General features: G+C 70.5%; 18 protein-coding genes and 1 pseudogene. 3 read left to right on the top strand and 16 right to left on the bottom strand.

Annotation, left to right across the window (positions count from 1 at the left end; translation table 11 throughout):
• Positions 1-15: 15 nt before the first annotated feature.
• Together BLP95_RS09910 and ppsA are read right to left on the bottom strand one after the other, a co-directional pair.
• Positions 16-1,851, bottom strand: coding sequence for a gamma-glutamyltransferase family protein (locus BLP95_RS09910; RefSeq protein WP_089678714.1), 1,836 nt, complete (start codon positions 1,849-1,851; stop codon positions 16-18).
• 229 nt (positions 1,852-2,080) lie between these two features.
• Complete coding sequence (ppsA, locus tag BLP95_RS09905; RefSeq protein ID WP_089678816.1) at positions 2,081-4,453, bottom strand: phosphoenolpyruvate synthase; 2,373 nt, start codon at positions 4,451-4,453, stop codon at positions 2,081-2,083.
• A 232-nt stretch (positions 4,454-4,685) separates the two neighbouring features.
• Between ppsA and ppsR the strand changes: the two genes are divergently transcribed.
• Complete coding sequence (ppsR, locus tag BLP95_RS09900) at positions 4,686-5,519, top strand: posphoenolpyruvate synthetase regulatory kinase/phosphorylase PpsR (protein WP_089678713.1); 834 nt, start codon at positions 4,686-4,688, stop codon at positions 5,517-5,519.
• A gap of 3 nt (positions 5,520-5,522) precedes the next feature.
• Here ppsR and BLP95_RS09895 read toward each other — a convergent pair whose 3' ends face one another.
• The 6 genes and pseudogenes from BLP95_RS09895 to purU all read right to left on the bottom strand — a co-directional run bounded on the left by BLP95_RS09895 (position 5,523) and on the right by purU (position 11,102).
• The gene (locus BLP95_RS09895) at positions 5,523-6,728 is read right to left on the bottom strand and encodes a CaiB/BaiF CoA transferase family protein (protein ID WP_089678711.1); all 1,206 of its coding nucleotides are present in this window, start codon (positions 6,726-6,728) and stop codon (positions 5,523-5,525) included.
• Between the two features lie 173 nt (positions 6,729-6,901).
• On the bottom strand, positions 6,902-8,083 hold the full coding sequence (locus tag BLP95_RS09890) for an acyl-CoA dehydrogenase (protein WP_089678709.1): 1,182 nt from the start codon (positions 8,081-8,083) through the stop codon (positions 6,902-6,904).
• 100 nt (positions 8,084-8,183) lie between these two features.
• Positions 8,184-8,747 carry an MATE family efflux transporter gene (locus BLP95_RS17100; protein ID WP_245678733.1) on the bottom strand — a complete coding sequence of 188 codons (564 nt, stop codon included), beginning with the start codon at positions 8,745-8,747 and terminating at the stop codon, positions 8,184-8,186.
• A 285-nt stretch (positions 8,748-9,032) separates the two neighbouring features.
• A pseudogene (locus BLP95_RS17275) lies at positions 9,033-9,427 on the bottom strand (MATE family efflux transporter); the annotation flags it as partial.
• 133 nt (positions 9,428-9,560) lie between these two features.
• A complete protein-coding gene (locus tag BLP95_RS09880) occupies positions 9,561-10,232 on the bottom strand; it encodes an energy-coupling factor ABC transporter permease (RefSeq protein ID WP_089678707.1) in 672 nt (223 codons plus the stop codon).
• 15 nt (positions 10,233-10,247) lie between these two features.
• Entirely contained in the window at positions 10,248-11,102 is an 855-nt protein-coding gene (gene purU / locus BLP95_RS09875; protein ID WP_089678705.1) for a formyltetrahydrofolate deformylase, read from the bottom strand.
• Positions 11,103-11,329: 227 nt separating this feature from the next.
• Here purU and BLP95_RS09870 point away from each other — a divergent pair, with 227 nt between their 5' ends.
• Positions 11,330-12,943, top strand: coding sequence for a ribonuclease J (locus BLP95_RS09870; RefSeq protein WP_089678813.1), 1,614 nt, complete (start codon positions 11,330-11,332; stop codon positions 12,941-12,943).
• A 144-nt stretch (positions 12,944-13,087) separates the two neighbouring features.
• On the opposite strand, the gene BLP95_RS09865 is transcribed toward BLP95_RS09870, so the two are convergent.
• From BLP95_RS09865 to mobA, 7 genes are all read right to left on the bottom strand, one after another.
• Positions 13,088-13,378 carry an H-NS family histone-like protein gene (locus tag BLP95_RS09865; RefSeq protein WP_089678704.1) on the bottom strand — a complete coding sequence of 97 codons (291 nt, stop codon included), beginning with the start codon at positions 13,376-13,378 and terminating at the stop codon, positions 13,088-13,090.
• A 207-nt stretch (positions 13,379-13,585) separates the two neighbouring features.
• Positions 13,586-14,578 (bottom strand): GTP 3',8-cyclase MoaA, encoded by a 993-nt coding sequence (gene moaA / locus BLP95_RS09860; protein WP_089678810.1) that lies wholly within the window; start codon positions 14,576-14,578, stop codon positions 13,586-13,588.
• A gap of 25 nt (positions 14,579-14,603) precedes the next feature.
• Positions 14,604-15,053 carry a molybdopterin synthase catalytic subunit MoaE gene (moaE, locus tag BLP95_RS09855; RefSeq protein ID WP_089678702.1) on the bottom strand — a complete coding sequence of 150 codons (450 nt, stop codon included), beginning with the start codon at positions 15,051-15,053 and terminating at the stop codon, positions 14,604-14,606.
• A 3-nt stretch (positions 15,054-15,056) separates the two neighbouring features.
• A complete protein-coding gene (gene moaC / locus BLP95_RS09850; protein WP_089678699.1) occupies positions 15,057-15,869 on the bottom strand; it encodes a cyclic pyranopterin monophosphate synthase MoaC in 813 nt (270 codons plus the stop codon).
• 13 nt (positions 15,870-15,882) lie between these two features.
• Positions 15,883-17,151: a molybdopterin molybdotransferase MoeA gene (moeA, locus tag BLP95_RS09845; protein ID WP_089678697.1), complete on the bottom strand. Its 1,269-nt coding sequence runs from the start codon at positions 17,149-17,151 to the stop codon at positions 15,883-15,885.
• Positions 17,148-17,738, bottom strand: a complete 591-nt coding sequence (gene mobB, locus BLP95_RS09840) for a molybdopterin-guanine dinucleotide biosynthesis protein B (protein WP_089678695.1) — start codon at positions 17,736-17,738, stop codon at positions 17,148-17,150. The genes moeA and mobB overlap by 4 nt, the downstream gene beginning before the upstream one ends.
• Entirely contained in the window at positions 17,735-18,340 is a 606-nt protein-coding gene (gene mobA, locus BLP95_RS09835; RefSeq protein ID WP_089678693.1) for a molybdenum cofactor guanylyltransferase MobA, read from the bottom strand. Before mobA ends, mobB begins: the two co-directional genes overlap by 4 nt.
• A gap of 177 nt (positions 18,341-18,517) precedes the next feature.
• Here mobA and BLP95_RS09830 point away from each other — a divergent pair, with 177 nt between their 5' ends.
• A complete protein-coding gene (locus BLP95_RS09830; RefSeq protein ID WP_089678690.1) occupies positions 18,518-19,108 on the top strand; it encodes a cupin domain-containing protein in 591 nt (196 codons plus the stop codon).
• Between the two features lie 18 nt (positions 19,109-19,126).
• Here the strand turns inward: BLP95_RS09830 and BLP95_RS09825 are convergent, their stop codons facing one another.
• Positions 19,127-20,416, bottom strand: coding sequence for an MATE family efflux transporter (locus tag BLP95_RS09825; RefSeq protein WP_089678807.1), 1,290 nt, complete (start codon positions 20,414-20,416; stop codon positions 19,127-19,129).
• Positions 20,417-20,455 lie beyond the last annotated feature (39 nt).

Below are 20,455 nucleotides of genomic sequence, written 5' to 3'. Positions count from 1 at the left end.
CGCCTCCCGCTGGACTCACTCCCCCATCACCACCCCTTCGCGGCGCGGGTCGGCACCGCCGAAGAAGCCCTCGCCCACCACCTGGATGGCCTGCAGGCCGCTGACCAGCTCGCGCTCGCTGACCTCGTGGCCACGCGCGGCCAGGCCCTCGAGGGTGGCGGCCGGGAAGCGCCCCTGCTCCAGGTAGGCCGGCCCGCCCAGGGTGATGGCGTGGGGCAGGTCCAGCGCCTCCTGGGCATCCAGCCCCCAGTCGAGCATCGCCACCAGCGACTTGGCCGTGTAGTGGATGATCGCCGCGCCGCCGGGGGAGCCCAGGCTCGCCACGAGATCACCGCGCGCCTCGCCGTCACGGGCGAAGACCAGGGTCGGGCTCATGCTGGAGCGCGGCCGCTTGCCGGGCTCGACGCGATTGGCGATGGGCCGCCCCTCGTCGTCCTCGGGGATGAAGGAGAAGTCGGTGAGCTCGTTGTTGAGCAGGTAGCCGCCGGGCAGGCCGGTGCCGCCGTCGGCCATGATCCGCGAGCCGAAGGCCTGCTCGATGGTGGTGGTCATGGCCAGGGCATTGCCCTGCTCGTCGACGATGCTGATATGGCTGGTGCCGTACTCCGGCTGCCGGGGATGCTGCCCCCAGGCAGTGGCGAGCTCACCCGGGTTGCCGGGCTCGGCACCGCCGCTGCCCAGGCTCTGCTCGCCGATCAGCGCGGCCCGCCCGACGAGGTAGTCGGGGGCGAGCATGCTCGACCAGTCGCCGCCGGGGGCATCGACGAAGGCCGGGTCGCCGATGTAGCGGCCACGGTCGGCGAAGGCCAGCCGCGAGGCCTCGAGGAAGGGGTGCAGCCACGCCTCGCTCGGTACCCCGTCGACCAGCGGCTCCTCCACCGCCGGCAGCGCCTCGAGGATGCCGAGGATCTGCATCACGGTGAGGTGCCCCGAGGAGGGCGGCGGGAAGCCGCACACCACATAGGCCTGCCAGGGAGTGCAGAGCGGCGCGCGCTGCTTGGCCTCGTAGCCGGCCAGGTCCTCCCGGGAGAGCGTCCCGGGGCGCTCGGCGTGGCCCTGGACCCGCAGCACCAGGTCGTGGGCGATGGCCCCGGTGTGCAGCGCCGAGCTGCCCTCCTCGGCCACCCGGCGCAGGATTTCGGCCAGCGCCGGGTTGCGCAGGGTCGTGCCGGCGGCGAGGGGCTCGCCGTCGGGATAGTAGAAGGGGCCGGCCTGGGGATCGTCGCGCAGGCGCTCCTCGCCGGCGAGGCTCTCGGCCAGGCGCGGGCTCACCGCGAAGCCCTCCTCGGCCAGCCGGATCGCCGGCGCGAAGAGCTCGGCCCAGGGCAGCACGCCGTGCTGGTTATGCGCCATCTCGAGCATGCGCAGGGTGCCGGGTACCCCCACCGAGAGGCCGCTGGCGGCGGCGTCTAGGAATCCCAGGGGCTCGCCCTGCTCGTCGAGGAACAAGCTGCCATCGACGGCGCCCGGGGCGGCCTCGCGGCCGTCGAAGGTGACCACCTCCTCGCCGTCGAAGTGGACCAGGAAGGCGCCGCCGCCGATGCCGCTGGACTGCGGCTCCACCAGGTTGAGCACCATCTGCACGGCGATGGCGGCGTCGATGGCGCTGCCCCCGGCCTTGAGCACCTGGTAGCCGGCATCGGTGGCCAGGGGATTGGCGGCGGCCACGGCGAAGCGCTCGGTGGCCCAGCCGGGCTTCTCCTCGCTCTCCGACGACACCTCGGGGGCGATGGCGGGAATATCGTAGGTGAAGGCGGTATCCGCCTGGGCGGCCAGGGGCAGGCCGAGCAGCAGGGCGGCGGCAAGCGGCGCCAGCAGGCGGCGACGGGGACGCGTGGCGGGCAGCATCATGGACAGGTTCCTTGTCGTGGTGGGTAGGCCAGGCCGTGAGCCTCTCAGCATAGACGAAAGACGCCCGGTCGACGGGGGTCGACCGGGCGTCATTGACCTATCGATCATCAACTCGGAGCTTACCTGGCGACAAGCCTCCGAGGAGGCGCTGTGAACCCCTCCCTGGGCGCTACCGACACCATCCCTGGCGTAGACCTCCTCTACGGCTTGTCCCCAACGCTCCTCGCATTTAACCCAAGGTTTCCCCGGCCAGCATGAACCAGGTCTCGAGCACCGCGTCCGGGTTGAGGGAGACCGAGTCGATGCCCTGCTCCATCAGCCACTTGGCGAGGTCCGGGTGATCCGAGGGACCCTGGCCACAGATGCCGATGTACTTGCCCTGGGCCTTGCAGGCCTGGATGGCCATGGCCAGCAGCTTCTTCACCGCCGGGTTCCGCTCGTCGAAGAGGTGGGCGACGATACCGGAGTCGCGGTCCAGCCCCAGGGTGAGCTGGGTGAGGTCGTTGGAGCCGATGGAGAAGCCGTCGAAGTGCTCCAGGAACTCCTCGGCGAGCAGGGCGTTGGCCGGCAGCTCGCACATCATGATTACCTTGAGGCCGTTGTCGCCACGCTTCAGGCCGTTGGCGGTCAGCAAGTCGACCACCTCGCGGGCCTCCTCGGTGGTGCGCACGAAGGGCACCATGATCTCGACGTTGTCCAGGCCCATCTCCTCGCGCACCCGCTTGAGCGCCCGGCACTCCAGCTCGAAGCAGGCGCGGAAGGCATCGGAGATGTAGCGCGAGGCGCCACGGAAGCCGAGCATGGGGTTCTCTTCGCCGGGCTCGTAGAGCTTACCGCCAATCAGGTTCTCGTACTCGTTGGACTTGAAGTCCGAGAGGCGCACGATCACCCGCTCGGGGTAGAAGGCCGCGGCCAGGGTGGAGATGCCCTCCACCAGCTTGTCGACGTAGAACTCCACCGGGCTCGGGTAGCCGGCGGTGCGTAGGTCGATGGTCTGCTGCAGCTCCTCGGGCAGGGTGTCGTACTCGAGCAGCGCCTTGGGGTGCACGCCGATCATGCGGTTGATGATGAACTCCAGGCGCGCCAGGCCGACGCCGGCGTTGGGCAGCCCGGCGAAGCCGAAGGCACGGTCGGGGTTGCCGACGTTCATCATGATCTTGAAGGGGATCTCGGGCATGGCGTCGACGCTGGTCACGGTACGGTCGAACTCCAGCAGCCCCTCGTAGACGTGGCCGGTGTCGCCCTCGGCGCAGGAGACGGTGACGTCGCGACCGTCGGCCAGCACCTCGGTGGCGTCGCCGCAGCCCACCACCGCCGGGATGCCAAGCTCGCGGGCGATGATCGCCGCGTGGCAGGTGCGCCCGCCGCGGTTGGTGACGATCGCCGAGGCGCGCTTCATGATCGGCTCCCAGTCGGGATCGGTCATGTCGGTGACCAGCACGTCGCCGGCATTGACCTTCTCCATGTCGTCCGGGGAGGCCACCACCTTGACCGCGCCACGTCCGATGCGCTGGCCGATGGCGCGCCCGCTGACCAGGTTGCGGCCCTTCTCCTTGAGCTGGAAGCGCTCGAGCTTGCCGCCCTCCTGCTGGGAGACCACGGTCTCGGGACGCGCCTGGACGATGTAGAGCGCGCCGTCGTCGCCATCCAGGGCCCACTCGATGTCCATGGGCCGGCCGTAGTGCTCCTCGATGGTCACCGCCTGGCGGGCCAGGGCCATCACCTGGGCGTCGTCGATGCAGAAGCGGCCACGTTCCTTGAGCGGCACGTCGACGGTCTCCACCGACTTGCCGGCGCTGGCCTCCTGGCCGTAGACCATCTTGATCAGCTTGGAGCCCAGGTTGCGGCGAAGCACCGCGGGGCGGCCGGCGGCCAGCGTCGGCTTGTGCACATAGAACTCGTCGGGGTTCACCGCGCCCTGCACCACGGTCTCGCCGAGGCCCCAGGAGGCGGTGACGAAGACCGCGTCGCGGTAGCCGGACTCGGTGTCCAGGGTGAACATGACACCGGAGGCGCCGGTCTCGGAGCGCACCATCTTCTGCACCCCCGCGGAGAGCGCCACGTTCTCGTGGGCATAGCCGCGGTGCACGCGATAGGAGATGGCGCGGTCGTTGAACAGCGAGGCGAACACCTCATGCACGGCACGCTTGATGTTGTCGAAGCCCTCGATATTGAGGAAGGTCTCCTGCTGGCCGGCGAAGGAGGCGTCGGGCAGGTCCTCGGCGGTGGCCGAGGAGCGCACCGCCACCTTGAGGTTGGGGTGCTGGGTGGCGAGCTTGTCGTAGGCGGTGCGCAGGTGCTGCTCGAAGGTGGGCGGCAGCGGGGTGTCGATCACCCACTGGCGGATCTGGGCACCCACCCGGGCCAGCTCGGCGACGTCGTCGACGTCCAGGGTGGCGAGCGCCTGGTTGATGCGCTCGTTGAGGCCTTCATGGGAGAGGAATTCGCGGTAGGCGTGGGCGGTGGTGGCGAAGCCGCCGGGCACGGTGACCCCGGCGCCGGCCAGGTTGGAGATCATCTCGCCGAGGGAGGCGTTCTTGCCCCCGACACGCTCGACATCGTCCATGCCCAGTTCATCGAACCACAGAATGTAATCGTCCACGGGACCCCCTTGGTAGCGACGACAGGTGGTCATGCCGGCAGGCATGACGGGATGCTGGCGACTCTATCAAGGGGTGGCCATATTCGCCATTGGTCTAACATCGAAGTCACTGGAGGATTTTTACAACAGTCGATGCTTTTCGCGGATTCCTGTAGTCGGCGAACGACCGATGGCTTGTCGCGACCCGGCATGGCGCCGACAATGAAGGCCCCTTCCCCACAGCGATCGAGCCATGACCCGAACCGCCTTCTTCATCTCCGACGGCACCGGCATCACCGCCGAGAGCCTGGGCCGCAGCCTGCTCGCCCAGTTCGAGAACGTCGAGATCCGCATGCTTACCAAGCCCTACATCGACACGGTGGAGAAGGCCGAGACCCTGGTGGAGGTGATCAACGGCGCGGCGGTACGCGACGGCGAGCTGCCGATCATCATCGACACCATCGTCGACGGCCGCATCCGCGAGGTGATCCGCCAGGCCGAGGGCTTCAAGATCGACATCTTCTCGACCTTCCTCGAGCCCCTGGAGCAGGAACTCGACACCCACTCCAGCTACACCGTGGGCCGCACCCACTCCATCGGCAAGGATGAGGTCTACATGGACCGCATCCACTCGGTGCACTTCGCCCTGGACAACGACGACGGCGCCCGCACCCACCAATACGACAAGGCCGACGTGATCCTGATCGGCGTGTCGCGCTGCGGCAAGACGCCGACCTCGCTCTACCTGGCGCTGCAGTTCGGCATCCGCGCGGCCAACTACCCCCTCACCGAGGACGACCTCGACGAGGACGGCACCCTCAAGCTGCCCCGCGCCCTGGCGCCCCACCGCCACAAGCTGTTCGGGCTGACCATCGACCCGCGCCGGCTGGCGGCGATCCGCCACGAGCGCCGCCCCAACAGCCGCTACAGCTCCATGGACCAGTGCGTGCAGGAGGTGGGCCAGGCCGAGGGCCTCTACCGGCAGATGCATATCCCCTTCATCGACACCACCCGCTTCTCGGTGGAGGAGATCTCCACCCGGATGATCGCCGAGATGGGGCTGACCCGGCGGTTCTCGCCGAGGTAATCCCTACCTGACCACCCCCGCCCGTCTGAGCCTGGCGATATCCTCCGCCGTGAGCCCCATCTCGGCCAGCAGGGCATCGCTGTCCTGGCCGAGGCGCGGCGGGGCCACCTCGCTGGTGGCGGAGGCGCCGTCGAAGCGCAGCGGGTTGGCCACCTGGGGCACCTCGAGCTCGCCACGCTTGAGGACACGCTGCATCTCGCGGTGGCGCACCTGGGGGTCGTCGAAGGCCTCACCGACGGTGTTGATGGGCCCGGCGGGGATGCCGCGCGCCTCCAGCTCGGCGAGCCATTCGTCCCGGCGCCGGGTGGCAAGGATCGCCTGGATCATCGGCACCAGCACCGCACGGTTGCCGACCCGGGCGGCGTTGGTGGCGTAGGCGGGATCCCGGGCCCACTCGGGGTGGCCGAGCAGCGCCGCGAAGCGGGCGAACTGGGCGTCGTTGCCCACGGTAAGCACCAGGTGGCCATCGGCGCAGGCGAACGCCTGGTAGGGCACGATGTTGGGGTGGGCGTTGCCGTGGCGTTCGGGGTCGCGGCCGCTGACCAGGGCATTGAGGGCCTGGTTGGCCAGGGTGGCCACCTGCACGTCGAGCAGCGCCACGTCCACATGGCGACCGACCCCGGTGCGGCCGCGCTCCTGCAGCGCCGCCAGCACCCCCACGGTGGCGTAGAGGCCGGTCATCACGTCGGTGATCGCCACCCCGGTCTTCATCGGCATGCCGTCGGCCTCGCCGGTCAGGCTCATCAGCCCGCCCATGGCCTGGATCATGAAGTCATAGCCGGCGCGGTGGGCGTAAGGACCCTCCTGGCCGAAGCCGGTGATGGAGCAGCCGATCAGCCGCGGGTTCTCGGCGTGCAGGCTGGCGTAGTCGAGGCCGTACTTGGCCAGGCCGCCGACCTTGAAGTTCTCCACCAGGATATCGGCCCCGGCGGCCAGCCGGCGCACCAGCGCCTGGCCCTCCTCGGTGGCGATGTCCACCGCCAGGGAGTGCTTGCCGCGGTTGGCGCAGAGGTAGTAGGCGGCGACCTTCTCCCGCTCGTCCTCCTGGGCCAGCCACGGCGGCCCCCAGCCGCGGGTGTCGTCGCCGCGGCTGGGGTGCTCGATCTTGATCACCCGGGCGCCCAGGTCGGCGAGCAGCTGGCCCGCCCAGGGACCGGCCAGCACCCGCGACATGTCGAGCACCGTGATGCCTTCCAGCGGTCCACTCATCGTGAGCTCCTTGCTACCGTGTGCCGATTAGTGGCACCACTCGGGGCTGCCCCGGCGTCAGGACTTCGAGGAGGCGCTGTGAATACCTCCCTGTACGCTACCTCGGCCATCCCTGGTCCTCGGACCTCCTCTACGCCCTGCCCCCGGCGCCCCGCGTTTTCATCCGCCTTTTATCAACCGGTAAAGGCCTGCAGGCCGGTCTGGGAACGACCGAGGATCAGGGCGTGGACGTCGTGGGTCCCCTCGTAGGTGTTGACCGCCTCGAGGTTCATCACGTGGCGAATCACATGGTACTCGTCGCTGATGCCGTTGCCGCCATGCATGTCCCGGGCGACGCGGGCGATATCCAGCGCCTTGCCGCAGTTGTTGCGCTTGATCAGCGAGATCGCCTCGGGCACCAGCTGGCCGTCGTCGATCATGCGCCCGACGCGCAGCGCCGCCTGCAGGCCCAGAGCGATCTCGGTCTGCATGTCGGCGAGCTTCTTCTGGATCAGCTGGTTGGCGGCCAGCGGGCGGCCGAACTGCTTGCGCTCCAGGGTGTAGTCGCGACCGGCGTGCCAGCACGCCTCGGCGGCGCCCATGGCGCCCCAGGCGATGCCGTAGCGGGCGCGGTTGAGGCACGAGAAGGGCCCCTTGAGCCCCTTGACGTGGGGCAGGCGCTGCGCCTCGGAGACCTCCACGTCCTGCATGGCGATCTGGCCGGTGATGGAGGCGCGCAGGCTGAACTTGCCCTCGATCTTGGGCGCGCTGAGGCCCTGCATGCCCTTCTCGAGGATGAAGCCGTTGATCACCCCCTCGTCATCCTTGGCCCACACCACGAAGACATCGGCGATGGGCGAGTTGGTGATCCAGGTCTTGGTGCCGTTGAGGCGCCAGCCGTCCCGGGTGCGGGTGGCACGGGTGGCCATGCCGCCCGGGTCGGAGCCGTGGTCGGGCTCGGTCAGGCCGAAGCAGCCCACCCACTCGCCGCTGGCCAGCCTGGGCAGGTACTTCTCGCGCTGCTCCTCGCTGCCGAAGGCATGGATGGGGTACATCACCAGGCTCGACTGCACGCTCATGGCGCTGCGGTAGCCGGAGTCGACGCACTCCACCTCGCGGGCGATCAGGCCATAGCTGACGTAGTTCAGGCCGGCGCAGCCGTAGCCGTCGATGGTGGCACCCAGCAGTCCCAGCTCGCCCATCTCGTTCATGATCTCGCGATGGAAGATCTCGTGACGGTTGGCCTCGAGGACCCGCGGCAGCAGCTTCTCCTGGCAGTAGTCGCGGGCGGTCTGGTGGACCATACGCTCCTCCTCGGAGAGCTGGTCGACGAGGCGGAAGGGGTCGTCCCAGGTGACGGGGGTGATCTGGCTCATGGCGAACTCCTGTGGGATGGCGGCTCGATAATATCTACATTTTTTTCAAATGTAGACCACGAGCACCTCACTGCCAAGCCCTGCGGGCAAAATCCGCCCCTCAGCGATAGCGGCCGAGCACCACCCGGACCTGCCACCAGGCGACCATCGCCATCAGCAGGTTGGCCAGGAGCATGCCGGCGAAGATGCCGGTGGTGCCGCCCAGGCGGCCGCCCAGCCAGGCCAGGGGCACGCTGAGCACGAACAGGCGCACCACCGAGAGGCGCATGGCACGGGCCGGCCGGTGCAGGGCGTTGCATGACGAGACCGCCAGGATCACCACGCCCTGGGCGCCCAGCCCCAGCGGCACCAGCCACAGGAAGGCGCGCAGCACCTCCCCCACCGCCTGGCGCTCGGCGTAGGCCGCCACCAGCCAGGGGGCGAGGCCCTGCAGCAGGCCCCACACCAGCAGCTGCCAGGCCAGCACGAACAGGAAGCAGCCGGTGATGGCGCGGCCGACCCGCGCGTACTGGCCGGCACCGGCGTTCTGGCTGACCAGCGGCGAGAGAGTCATGGAGAGGCCGAGCACGGCGATCTGGGCGATCGCCTCGAGGCGGGTGCCGACCCCGAAGGCGGCCACGGCGTCGTGGCCATGGCCGGCGACGATGCGGGTCAGAAGCCCCATTGCCAGGGGCGTGAAGACGCTGGTCAGGGCCGCGGGCCCGGCGATGCGGCCGAGCTCGCGCCAGGAGTCGAGCAGCCCGGCCGGGGTGAGCCCGGCCAGGCCGATCAGGCCGCGCAGCTCGCGCTGGAACAACAGCACCGTCGCCATCAGCGCCCAGCTCAGCACCGTGGCCAGTGCCGCCCCGCTGACCCCCAGCGCCGGGAAGGGGCCGACGCCGAAGATCAGCCACCAGTCGAGCACCACGTTGACCAGGGCGGCCAGCCCCATCATCAGCCCCTGGGTGGCGGTGTTGCCGTGGGCACGCAGGATGCTGTTGAGCACCCGGGGCACGATCATCGCCGCGGCGCCGAAGTACCAGACCCCCATGTAGGCGCGGATATGCGGCATCAGCACCGCGTCGGCGCCCAGCAGGCGGAACAGCGGCCCGAGGGTGGCGAGCCCCAGGGCGGCATCACCAGCCCCACCAGCAGCCCCAGCAGGGCGGCATCGGTGGCGCGCCGGCGCACGACGTCGAACTCGCCGCGCCCGAGACGACGCCCCACCACCGCCGAGGTGCCGATCCCCAGGCCGATGGCCAGGCTGATCACGGTGAACACCACCGGGAAGGTGAAGGAGACCGCCGCCAGCTCCTCGGTGCCCAGCCGCGAGATGAACCAGGTATCCACCAGGTTGAAGCTCATCATGGCGATCATGCCGCCGATCACCGGCAGGGTCTTGCGCAGCAGGGTGGCGGCGATGGGGCCTTCCAGGAGCTCGCGGCGGGCGGGCCGCGGCGGCGCGGCCGGGGACGGGGACGGGGCGCTCATCGGTGGCCTACTTGGTGTCGATGTAGCGGTGGTCGTTGAAGGTCGCCACCCAGTCCGGGTAGTAGACCAGCAGGATGCTCATCAGCATGCCGGTGATGAAGGCCTCGGAGGGCATCAGCAGCGGCAGGAAGCGGGCATACTCCAGCGCCTGGTAGAGCGCATGGGCATCGCTGGCGCCGAGCAACATCAGCCCCACCGCGGAGAGGCCGGCGGCCAGGGTCGAGAGCGCCGCGCCGAAGAAGCCGCAGACGAACAGGAACACCATCAAGTTGTCGGGCAGGAAGCGATCCACCAGCCGCCATACGGCCACCATGACCAGGGCGGGGATCACCCCGGTGACCAGCAGGTTGACGCCGAGCAGCGGCCAGTCGACCCGCCCGGTCACCACCATCGCCAGGTTGACGATCAGCAGCGAGAGCAGCGCCAGCGGCGCCTTGAACACCAGCACCAGCAGCGCGGTGAACATCAGATGCAGGGTCAGCCAGTCCACCGCCTGGGCACGCAGCTGCCACATCAGCAGCACCGCCACGCTGGCCGCCAGCCAGCGGTGCTGCAGGGCGCCATCGGCGAGCAGCGCGCGCCAGGGGCGTTGGGCCAGCGCCAGGCCCAGCACGCCGGCGGCGACCAGCGCGGCCACCACCAGCAGCCAGGGGGCGAGTACCACCTCGGAGAAGGACATCGGCGCCTCCCCGCCTCAGGCGAAGACCACGGTCTTGTTGCCGTGGATCAGCACGCGGTCCTCCAGGTGCCAGCGCAGCCCCCGGGCCAGCACCGCCTTCTCCACGTCACGGCCGAAGCGTACCAGGTCGCTCGGGGTGTGGCAGTGGCTGACGCGGTGGATGTCCTGCTCGATGATCGGCCCGGCATCGAGCTCGGCGGTGACGTAGTGGCAGGTGGCCCCGATCAGCTTCACCCCACGCTCGTAGGCCTGGTGGTAGGGCTTGGCGCCGGCGAAGCTGGGCAGGAAGCTGTGGTGGATGTTGATCACCCGGCCGGCGAAGCGCTCGCAGAGGGCCGGCGGCAGGATCTGCATGTAGCGCGCCAGCACGATGCAGTCGGCGCGCAGCTCCTCCACCAGGCGCTCCACCTCGGCGAAGGCCGTGGACTTGTCGTCGGCCGTCACCGGCACATGGTGGTAGGCGATCCCGTGCCACTCCACCAGGCCGCGCATCGCCTCATGGTTGGAGATCACCGCGGCGATATCGCAGTCGAGCTCGCCGGCGGTCCAGCGGTAGAGCAGGTCCACCAGGCAGTGGGACTCCTTGGACACCATCAGCACCACCCGCGGTCGGCTTCGGGTATCGGTGAGCGCCCAGGTCATCTCGAACTCGGCGGCGATGGGGGCGAAGGCCTCGCGCAGCGCCTCGGGGGGCATGCCGATGGAGTCGGCCAGGATCTCGTAGCGCATGAAGAAGCGCCCCGTCTCGAGGTCGGAGTGCTGGCTCGCCTCGGTGATCGAGCCGCCGTGGCCGGCGATGAAGCCGGAGACGCGGGAGACGATCCCCACGCGATCGGGGCAGGAGACCACCAGGCGGTAGTAGTGCGACATGTCGTGCTCCAGGCTCTGCGGGACGGGCGCGACAGTGTAGCGAAAACAGCGGGTTCCGGCATCCGGCGCGGCGCCGCGCGTTGTGGGCGCCGGCGGGCATCCCGTATAGTGAGACCACCATGACCCAGGACGCCCCCGCCGCGATGCACAAGCCCCGAGTCGAGATTCGCCCCCGCCGCCGCCCTCCCCTGCGCTTCCTGCCGCTGGGCGGCTGCGGCGAGATCGGCATGAACCTGAGCCTCTACGGCTTCGGGGCGCGAGAGGAGGACGAGGCCTGGATCGCCGTGGACTGCGGCATGATGATCCGCCAGGACCTGCCCGACACGCCGCTTCAGGTGCCCAACCAGGCCGGCCTGGACGCCCTGGGCATCGTGCCCCGGGCGCTGGTGATCACCCACGGCCATGAGGACCATATCGGCGCGGTCGCCTGGCTGTGGCCGACCTGGGGCTGTCCGATCCACGCCACGCCACTGGCCGCCGGCCTGCTGCGGGCCAAGTTCCAGGAGCGCGGCCTGGCCACCGATGCCATCCGGGTGATCGAGCCCGGCGAGGCGATCGAGGTGGCCCCCTTCACCCTGCGCTTCCTGCCGGTGCCCCACTCCATCCCCGAGAGCTGCGCCCTGCTGATCACCGCTGGCGAGCACCGGGTGCTGCACACCGGCGACTGGAAGCTCGACCCCGACCCGCTGCTGGGGGCGCCGATCGACCCCGCCACCTTCCGCGCCCTGGCCCCGCTGGACCTGGTGGTGGGCGACTCCACCAATGCCCCGCTGCCGGGAGAGTCGCGCAGCGAGGGCGAGGTCGCCGAGGCCCTCGAGCACACCATCGCCCACTGCGAGGGTCGCGTGGTGGTCTCCTGCTTCGCCAGTAACCTGGCGCGGGTGCTCGCCATCGGCCGTGCCGCCGAGCGCTGCGGGCGGCGGGTCAGCCTGATGGGGCGCTCCATGGAGCGCATGGTGGCGGTGGCCCGGGGGCTTGGCTACCTCGACGACTTCCCGCCCCTGGTGCCCAGCAATGACCTGGGCTACCTGCCCCCCGAGGAGGTGCTGGTGATCGCCACCGGCAGCCAGGGCGAGCCCCGCGCAGCACTGCAGCGCCTCGCCCGCGGGCGCCATCGCTCGCTGGAACTGGGACCCGGCGACAGCGTGATCTTCTCGGCCAAGGCGATCCCCGGCAACGAACTGCTGATCGAGCGACTCAAGGCGGGCCTTCGCCACCTGGGAGTCGCTATCCTCGACGAGTTCAACCATCCCGAGCTCCACGCCTCCGGTCACCCCGCCCGGGAGGAGCTGCGCACTCTCTACGGCTGGGTGCGCCCGCGCCACCTGCTGCCGGTGCACGGCGAGCCACGCCACCAGCAGGCCCACCGCGAGATCGCCGAGTCCCTGGGCATCCGGGCCCCGCTCTCCCCCGCCAATGGCGACCTGATCCGCTTCGACGGTGACGGCCTGACCCTCGAGGCCCGCCACCCCCAGCCGCCGGTGATCGTCAGCCAGGACGCGGTGGCCCCGCTGCCGGGGCTGGGCGGACGCCGCGACGTGGGCGGCCGCCACGGCAGCCTCTACCTGGCGGTCTCGGTGGCCGCCACCGAGGCGGGGGGCTGGACGCGCATCGGCCGCCTGATGCTGGATGGCGGCGACGCGCCCCCCTTCGACGAGGACGACTTCGCGGACTGGCTGGACGCGGCGCTCGCCGAACTCAGCGCCGAGACCCTGGCCGACCTGCGCCTGGCCCTGCAGCCGCGGCTGATCGGCTGGTTCGCCGACCACCTGCGTCGCCTGCCCGAGATCCATCTGCAGCTGCTGGCGGTGGAGATGCCGGTGGTCGGCAGCCCGGGATGACCCGCCGATTCGGCGCCTCAAGACACGAAGAAGCCGCTCCGAGGAGCGGCTTCTTCATGGCACCCTTGTTCAAGGTCATGGGTGGCATGGTTGACGCCACCCGGTGCGGCCGGTGTAAGGACAAGGCGCTCGACTTGATAGGCGTCAGGCCTTGCTGGCGTTCTTGGGCGGACGTCCGCGCTTGCGGCGCGGCGGCTCCTCGACCAGGTCATTGACCGAGAGACCCGCCTCGGTGATCGCCTCGAGGATCTCCGAGCGCTTGCGCTCCTTCTCGGCCTCCTCCTCCTGGCGCTGGCGTTCCTCGTCCTTCTTCTGCTCGATGACCTCCTCGACCACCTCGGCGAGCTTGTGCAGCTGCTCCATGCTGAGCTGGCGTGCCGCGGCACGGGCCACGTTCTTGTTGCGAGCGATGCGCTCCAGGGTGTCGCTGGACATCAGTCCCTCCTGAGCCGGATAGTCGAGACGGTTTCGGTGTGGTTGCGTAAGCAAAAGTATATGCTGTTACACCGAATTGGCAAGGAAGTCGGGAACGATTTCTTCACCGAAAACACCGCATAAATCACACCGATAATCCGCCGCCAGGAACGCGAAACGGCGCCCGAAGGCGCCGTCGATGTGGGCGGAAACCGGCGTTCGTCGGGCTCAGCCACCGGTCATGTTCATGAAGCGCACCACCTGCACGTCGCCATCGGTGGAGAAGTGATGGCGCTCGGGCTTGAGCGACATGGCGGCGACGATGGCCCGCTTGAGTGCCTCGATATCCCCGGGGTGGGCACGCAGCACACGGCGCAGGTCCACGGAGTGCTCGTTGCCCAGACACAGCAGCAGGCGCCCCTCCACGGTGACCCGGACCCGGTTGCAGCTGGCGCAGAAGTTGTGGCTGTGGGGCGAGATGAAGCCGATCCGCGAGTCGCTGTCGGCCATGCGGAAATAACGCGAGGGACCCGGCGTGGTTTCGGTGGTGGGGGTCAGCGGATAGCGCGCCTCGATCATCGCTTGCACCTCGTCGCTGGAGCAGTAGGTCTCGGCACGGCTATGGTCAGAGACATCCCCCAGCGGCATCTCCTCGATGAAGCTGATATCGAGCCCCTCCTGCCGGGCGAAATCGACCAGGTCGAGCACCTCGTCGTCGTTGCGGCCCTTGAGGATCACGGCGTTGAGCTTGATGCGCTCGAAGCCCGCCTCGCGGGCCGCGCGGATGCCATCGATGACGCGCGCGAGATCCCCGGTGCGGGTGAGACGACGGAAGCGTTCGGGATCCAAGGAATCGAGGCTGATGTTGAGCCGCTTGAGCCCGCCTTCGCGCAGCCTGTCGGCATACTTCGGCAGGCTGGCGCCATTGGTGGTCATGGCGAAGTCCTTGAGCCCGGAGAGGCCGCCGACCTGCGCCACCAGGCTGTCGATGTCGCGGCGCACCAGCGGCTCGCCGCCGGTGAGGCGTATCTTCTCGACGCCCAGCTCCACGAAGGCACGCGCCACCAGCGCCAGCTCCTCGAGGGTCAGCACCTGGGCCCGGGGCAAGAAGGTCATCTCCTCGCTCATGCAGTAGACGCAGCGGAAGTCGCAGCGGTCGGTGACCGAGATGCGCACATAGTTCACCCGGCGTCCGAAGTCATCGATCAGTTCGCGAGGCAGGGTCGTCATGGGGTCGTCTCCCGTGTCAGGGTTCCCAGCGTCGGGCATCGGCGTGGTCGCTGTCGCGCTCCGACACCCAGTAGTCGCCGTCGCTGGCGTGCTCCTTCTTCCAGAAGGGGGCACGCGTCTTGAGGTAATCCATGATGAAGTCGCAGGCCTCGAAGGCCGCGCGGCGATGCGCGCTCGCGACCACCACCAGTACGATAGGGTCTCCCGGGGCCAGGCGTCCAACCCGGTGGATCACGCTGACGCCGTCGAGGGGCCAGCGCTCCTGCGCTTCCTCGACGATCTCCGCGAGGGCCGCCTCGGTCATCCCCGGGTAGTGCTCCAGGGTCAGGGCCGCCACCTCGGGGCGCTCGTTGAAGTCGCGTACCAGGCCGGTGAAGCTGACCACCGCGCCGATATCGGTGCGTCCGGCGAGCAGCGCACGCTGCTCCTCGCCGGCATCGAAGGGGGCCTGCTGGACGCGGATCATGCCTCAGCCCCCCGTCACCGGCGGGAAGAAGGCGACCTCGTCCTCGTTGGTCACCGGGGTGGTGTCGCCGGCCATCACCTGGTTGACGGCGCACAGCACCCGCCCCTCGTCGAGACGCGAGAAGCGCGGGTCCAGCGCCTTGAGGGCCGCCTTGAGCCCGGCCACGTCCTGGCGCTCAAGGCTGTCCAGGGGCACGCTCACCTCGCCGATGCCGAGGCGCTCGCGCAGCTCGGCCAGGCACTTGACGCGGATGCACGGCGAGGCGATGTCGCAGCGGCTGCCCAGGCTCACCTCCCCCGCCTGTCCCTCGCCGGTGACGATGGGCGCCGGGCGCGGCTCGACGGCCTCGCGGCGATAGTCGCCGGAGCGTCCGCCGCGCTTGGTGTCGAGGTGGATGGCGCCGATCTCCATCGACTTGTCCACCGCCTTGCACATGTCGTAGAGGGTGAGGCAGGCCACCGAGACCGCCGTCAGCGCCTCCATCTCCACACCGGTGCGCCCGTTGAGGCGGCAGCTGGCGGTCACCTCGACGCAGCCCTCGGCCTCGTCGAGGCGGAAGTCGACGGCCACCCTGGAGAGCGCCAGGGCGTGGCACAGCGGGATCAGTTCATGGGTGCGCTTGGCGGCCTGGATGCCGGCGATGCGGGCGGTGGCCAGCACATCGCCCTTGGGCAGGCCACCCTCGGCGAGCAGCGCCAGGGTCTCCGGGCGCATGTGGATGCGGCCCGAGGCGGTCGCCTCGCGCCGGCTCTCGGGCTTGTCGGCGACGTCGACCATGTGGGCCTCGCCGCGGGCGTTGAGATGGGTCAGTGACATGGGAAACGGCACCTCATGGCAGTCGGAACAGGGGTTGGATGGTGACGGCCTCGCCCGCCGCCACCGCGCCGCGGGCGTCGTCGATCTCGATCAGGCAGTTGGCCTGGACCATGGAGGAGAGGATGCCCGAGCCCTGGGCGCCGGTGTCGCGCACCACCAGCCGACCCTCGCCGTCGCTGGCGTAGACGCCGCGCAGATAGTCGACACGCCCCTCGCGGCTGCGCAGCGGGACCTCGGCGATCGCCGAGAGCCGCCGCGGCCAGGCACCGTCGCGCCCCTGCAGCTTGGCCAGCAGCGGCGCGGCGAACTGCAGGAAGGTGACCAGGCTGGCCACCGGGTTGCCGGGCAGGCCCAGGAAGGGCACGCCCCGCTCGCCGAGCCGGCCGCAGGCGAGCGGTCGTCCCGGGCGGATGGCGATCTTCCAGAAGCCCAGCTCGCCGTGCTCGAGCAGCGCCGCCCGGGTATGGTCGGCATCCCCCACCGAGACCCCGCCGCTGGAGAGCACCAGGTCGGCCTCGGCGGCGGCCCGGGCCAGGGCCGCGGCGATGGCGTCGCGACGGTCGGGCAGGATGCCGAGGTCGAGCACCTCGCCGCCGTGCTCCTCCACCAGCGCCATCAGCGCGAAGCGGTTGGCATCAAAGATGCCGGCGGCGGGCAGCGGCTCGCCCGGGGCGGTGACCTCGTCGCCGGTGGAGAACAGCGCCACCCGGGGACGGCGCACCACCGCGGCCCGGGGCGCCCCCAGCGAGGCCAGCAGGCCCAGCTCGGCGGCGCACAGGCGCGTGCCGGCGGGCAGCGCCACCGCGCCGCGGGCGATGTCCTCGCCGGCGCGGCGCACGTTCTGGCCGCGGCGCACCCGCTCGGGATGCTCGACCCGGACCCACACCTCGCCGTCGGCGGCGGTCTCGAGATGCAGCTGCTCGCGCATGATCACGCTGTCGGCACCCTCCGGCAGCGGTGCCCCGGTGGTGATGCCGGCGCACTCGCCGGGGGCCAGGGCGTACCCGGCGCCATGGCCGGCGACGATCTCGGCCACCCGCCGGAAGCCCGCGGCGGGCGGTCCCGCCTCGGGCCAGGCCAGGGCGACGCCGTCCATGGCGGCATTGGTGTTCTGGGGCACGTCGATGGGCGAGAGCACGTCCTCGGCCAGCACCCGCCCGCGCAGCGCGGGCAGCGCCACCCGCTCCGCCGGCAGCGCCCCCGGCACCAGCGCCAGCACCGCGGCACGGGCCTCCTCCACGGGCAGCATGCGCTCCCCCAGTTCGAAGCAGGAGAGGCTCATGACGGGCTCCCCTCCCTCACCGACCGCGGCTGGCGCTCGGCCGGCCAGCGCGCAGGCCAGGCGGCGATCCACTCGGTCAGGCCGGCGTGGTCGTTGAGGTCCAGCCCCTCGACCCCCTCGGGCAGGAAGATGGGGGCATCGCTGGCCACGGCGCGTACCCAGGGGTCCTCGCTCGCCCGCAGGGACTTGCCCAGCGCCGGGCGGTGGAGCTCCAGCTTGGGCAGCGGCCAGGCCTTGAAGCCCTCCACCAGCACCAGGTCGGGCCGCTGGGGCGCCACCATGGCGAGCAGCGCCGCCAGGTCCGCTTCCGGCTGGTCGGGGGTCTCCATCATCAGCGCCAGCCGTGACCGGGAGGCCACCAGCATGGGGCTGGCGCCGGCCTGGCGCAGGCGATGGCTGTCCTTGCCGGGCTGGTCCACATCGAAGCTGTGGTGGGCGTGCTTGATCACCGCCACCCGCAGGCCGCGGGACCGCAGGCGGGGCAGCAGCGCCTCGAGCAGGGTGGTCTTGCCGGTGCCGCTCCAGGCGGCGATGCCCAGCAGCGGCAGGCTCTCGTCCAGGGTCAGGGAGGCGACAGGCTCGCTCATCGGTCGATGGGCTCCTCGGCGAGGGCGCGCTCCAGGCGGCGCTTCTCGTCGTCGGTGTTGAGGTTGGCGAAGGCCGCGGGGCCCGCGGCGAAGTCGACCCGCACCCAGGCGTGGCGGGCGTACCAGCGGTCGATCTTGCGCTCGCCCTCGGCCAGGGCCGCGGCCAGGTCATCCGCCAGGGCGGTACGGATCAGCGCCACCACCGGGTGCAGGCGCTCGCCGTCACCGGCCACCGCGATGTCGGCGTCGCCGATGCCCGCCACCAGGCGGGTGACCAGGTCGGCGGGGAGTGCCGGCGTGTCGCAGGGCACCACCAGCAGCCAGGGGGTGTGGGCCGCGCGCAGGCCACTGTAGATGCCCATCAGCGGACCCTGGTAACCACCCTCGGCGTCCTCGATCACCCGATCGGCATAGGCGGCGTAGGCGTCATGGCTGCGATTGGCGTTGACCAGCAGCTCGCCCACCCGCCCCGCGAGGCGCTCGCGCACATGGGCCACCAGGGGCCTGCCGGCGAAGGGCACCAGCCCCTTGTCGACGCCGCCCATGCGGCGCCCCTGGCCACCGGCCAGGATCAGGCCGGTGAGGTCGTGTTGCGGGATCATGCGGGCCTCCTTCTCGAGCCCTCATGATGCCTGACGCGACGGCCCGGTGCCACGCCAGATGCCAACGCAAGTCATTGTCATGACGCGGGTCAAGCGAGCGCTCCCGTGACCCACCCGCCCTTATCGACGCTGCCGCCAGCGGGTATCATATGTGCAGTTTTCTTGACAGGACGTGCCATGCAAGCGGAAAGCGGATTCGACGTGGGAGGCCGCCTGCGCCAGCTGCGCCTGGCGCGGGGACTTTCCCAGCGCGAGCTGGCCAAGCGCGCCGGCGTGACCAACAGCACCATCTCGCTGATCGAGCAGAACAGCGTCAGCCCCTCGGTGAGCTCGCTGAAGAAGATCCTTGACGCCCTGCCGGTGTCGATCAGCGCCTTCTTCGCCGGCGACGAGCCCAGCGCCCCCAAGGCGTTCTACCGCGCCGAGGAGCTTACCGAGATCGGCGACGGGCGGCTCTCCTTCCGCCTGGTCGCCGCCCGGCGCCCGGAGCGCGGCATGTCGATCATCCATGAGCGCTACCCGCCTGGGGCGGACACCGGCGAGGAGATGCTGGAGCACGAGGGCGAGGAAGGCGGCGTGGTGGTGGCCGGCGAGATCGAGATCACCGTCAACGGCGAGAGCGAGGTGCTCAGGGCGGGCGACGCCTACTACTTCGACTCCCGCCTGCCCCACCGCTTCCGCAACCTCGGCGAGGCGGAGTGCGTCATCGTCAGCGCCAACACCCCCCCCGGCTTCTCCGACGGCGGCCAGGAGCTGCACCACGTCTAAGGTCCCGCCGCACACCTCTCAGGCGGGCTCCGCCGCCGGCCGGCGGCGCGGGCTCGCCAGGATGCGCCGCAGCACGAGCCAGGCGGCGACTCCCGCCAGCAGGTTGCCGACCGCCGCCCCGACGGCGAGCCCGAGGAGCCCACCGAGCCAGGCCCCCAGCGCCAGGCAGGGCAGGTAGAAGGCGAAAAGCCGCGCCCCCGACATCAGCATGGCCCGCAGCGGCCACCCCAGGGCATTGCCCGCCGAGACCACGATCATGCACACCCCCAGCGCCGCGTAGCTCGGCAGCAGGAAGCGGATCAGCAGCGCCAGGTCGTCGCGCACCTCGGGGTTGCCGGCGAGCGCCTGGGCCACCCAGGGCGCGGCCACGGCCATCGCCAGCCCCAGCGCCAGCTGCCAGGCCACGATCACCCTGAGCGCCAGGCGCATCAGACGGTGCACCTGGGCCCAGTCGCCGGCGCCGTAGCAGCGCCCCAGCCACGGCGGCAGCGACATGGTCATCGCCAGCACCACCATCAGCGACAGCGTCTCCAGGCGGCTGGCCAGGCCCCAGGCCGCCACCTGGGCCTCGCCGAGGCTGGCCACCACGGCAATGGCCAGCATCGCCGCCAGCGGCGGCATCAGCTGGCTGACCATGGCGGGCCCGGCAATGCCGGCGAAGGGCCGCGCCGAGGCCTTGAGCTCCTCGGCGAGCCCGCTGCCGGCCAGCCAGTCGGTCTGCCACAGCCGCCGACCCAGCACAGCGAGGCCCACGCCGAAGGCGAGGGTGGTGGCCCAGGCGGCGCCGGGCAGCCCCAGCCCCTCCCAGGGGCCTACCCCGAAGATCAGCAGCGGGTCGAGGACCAGGTTCACCAGGCTGGTCACCACCATCATGGTGCCCGGCAACCGGGTGTTGCCGTGGGCGCGGAAGAGGCTGTAGCCGAAGTAGAGCGCCGCCCCCATCCAGGCGGCCAGCAGCTGGGGCGCCCAATAGCCGCGGATCAGCTCGCGGGCCGACGCATCGGCGCCCAGCGCCGCGAACACCGGCCCCTGCAGCGCCCACAGGGCGAGAGTCAGCAGCGCGATGACGCCGGCCCCCAGCATCAGCACTAGACTGCCCAGGCGGCGCGCCCGGGCCTGCTCCCCGGCCCCCAGCGCCCGGGAGATCAGCGCGGCGATGGCGATGCCCATGCCCACCTGAACGCCGATGATCAGGAAGCTCAGCGGGAAGGTGAAGGACTGGGCGGCCAGCGGCGCGGTGCCCAGGCGCGCAATGAAGGCGCTGTCCACCAGCTGGAAGCCGAGCAGCGCCAGCACGCCGATGGCCATGGGCCAGGTCTGGCGCCACAGGGTCACGCCGAGGGAGTC

Origin of the sequence: Halomonas shengliensis (assembly GCF_900104135.1) — a bacterium.
GTDB lineage: Bacteria > Pseudomonadota > Gammaproteobacteria > Pseudomonadales > Halomonadaceae > Halomonas > Halomonas shengliensis.
This window is presented reverse-complemented; position numbering and strand designations above follow the sequence as displayed.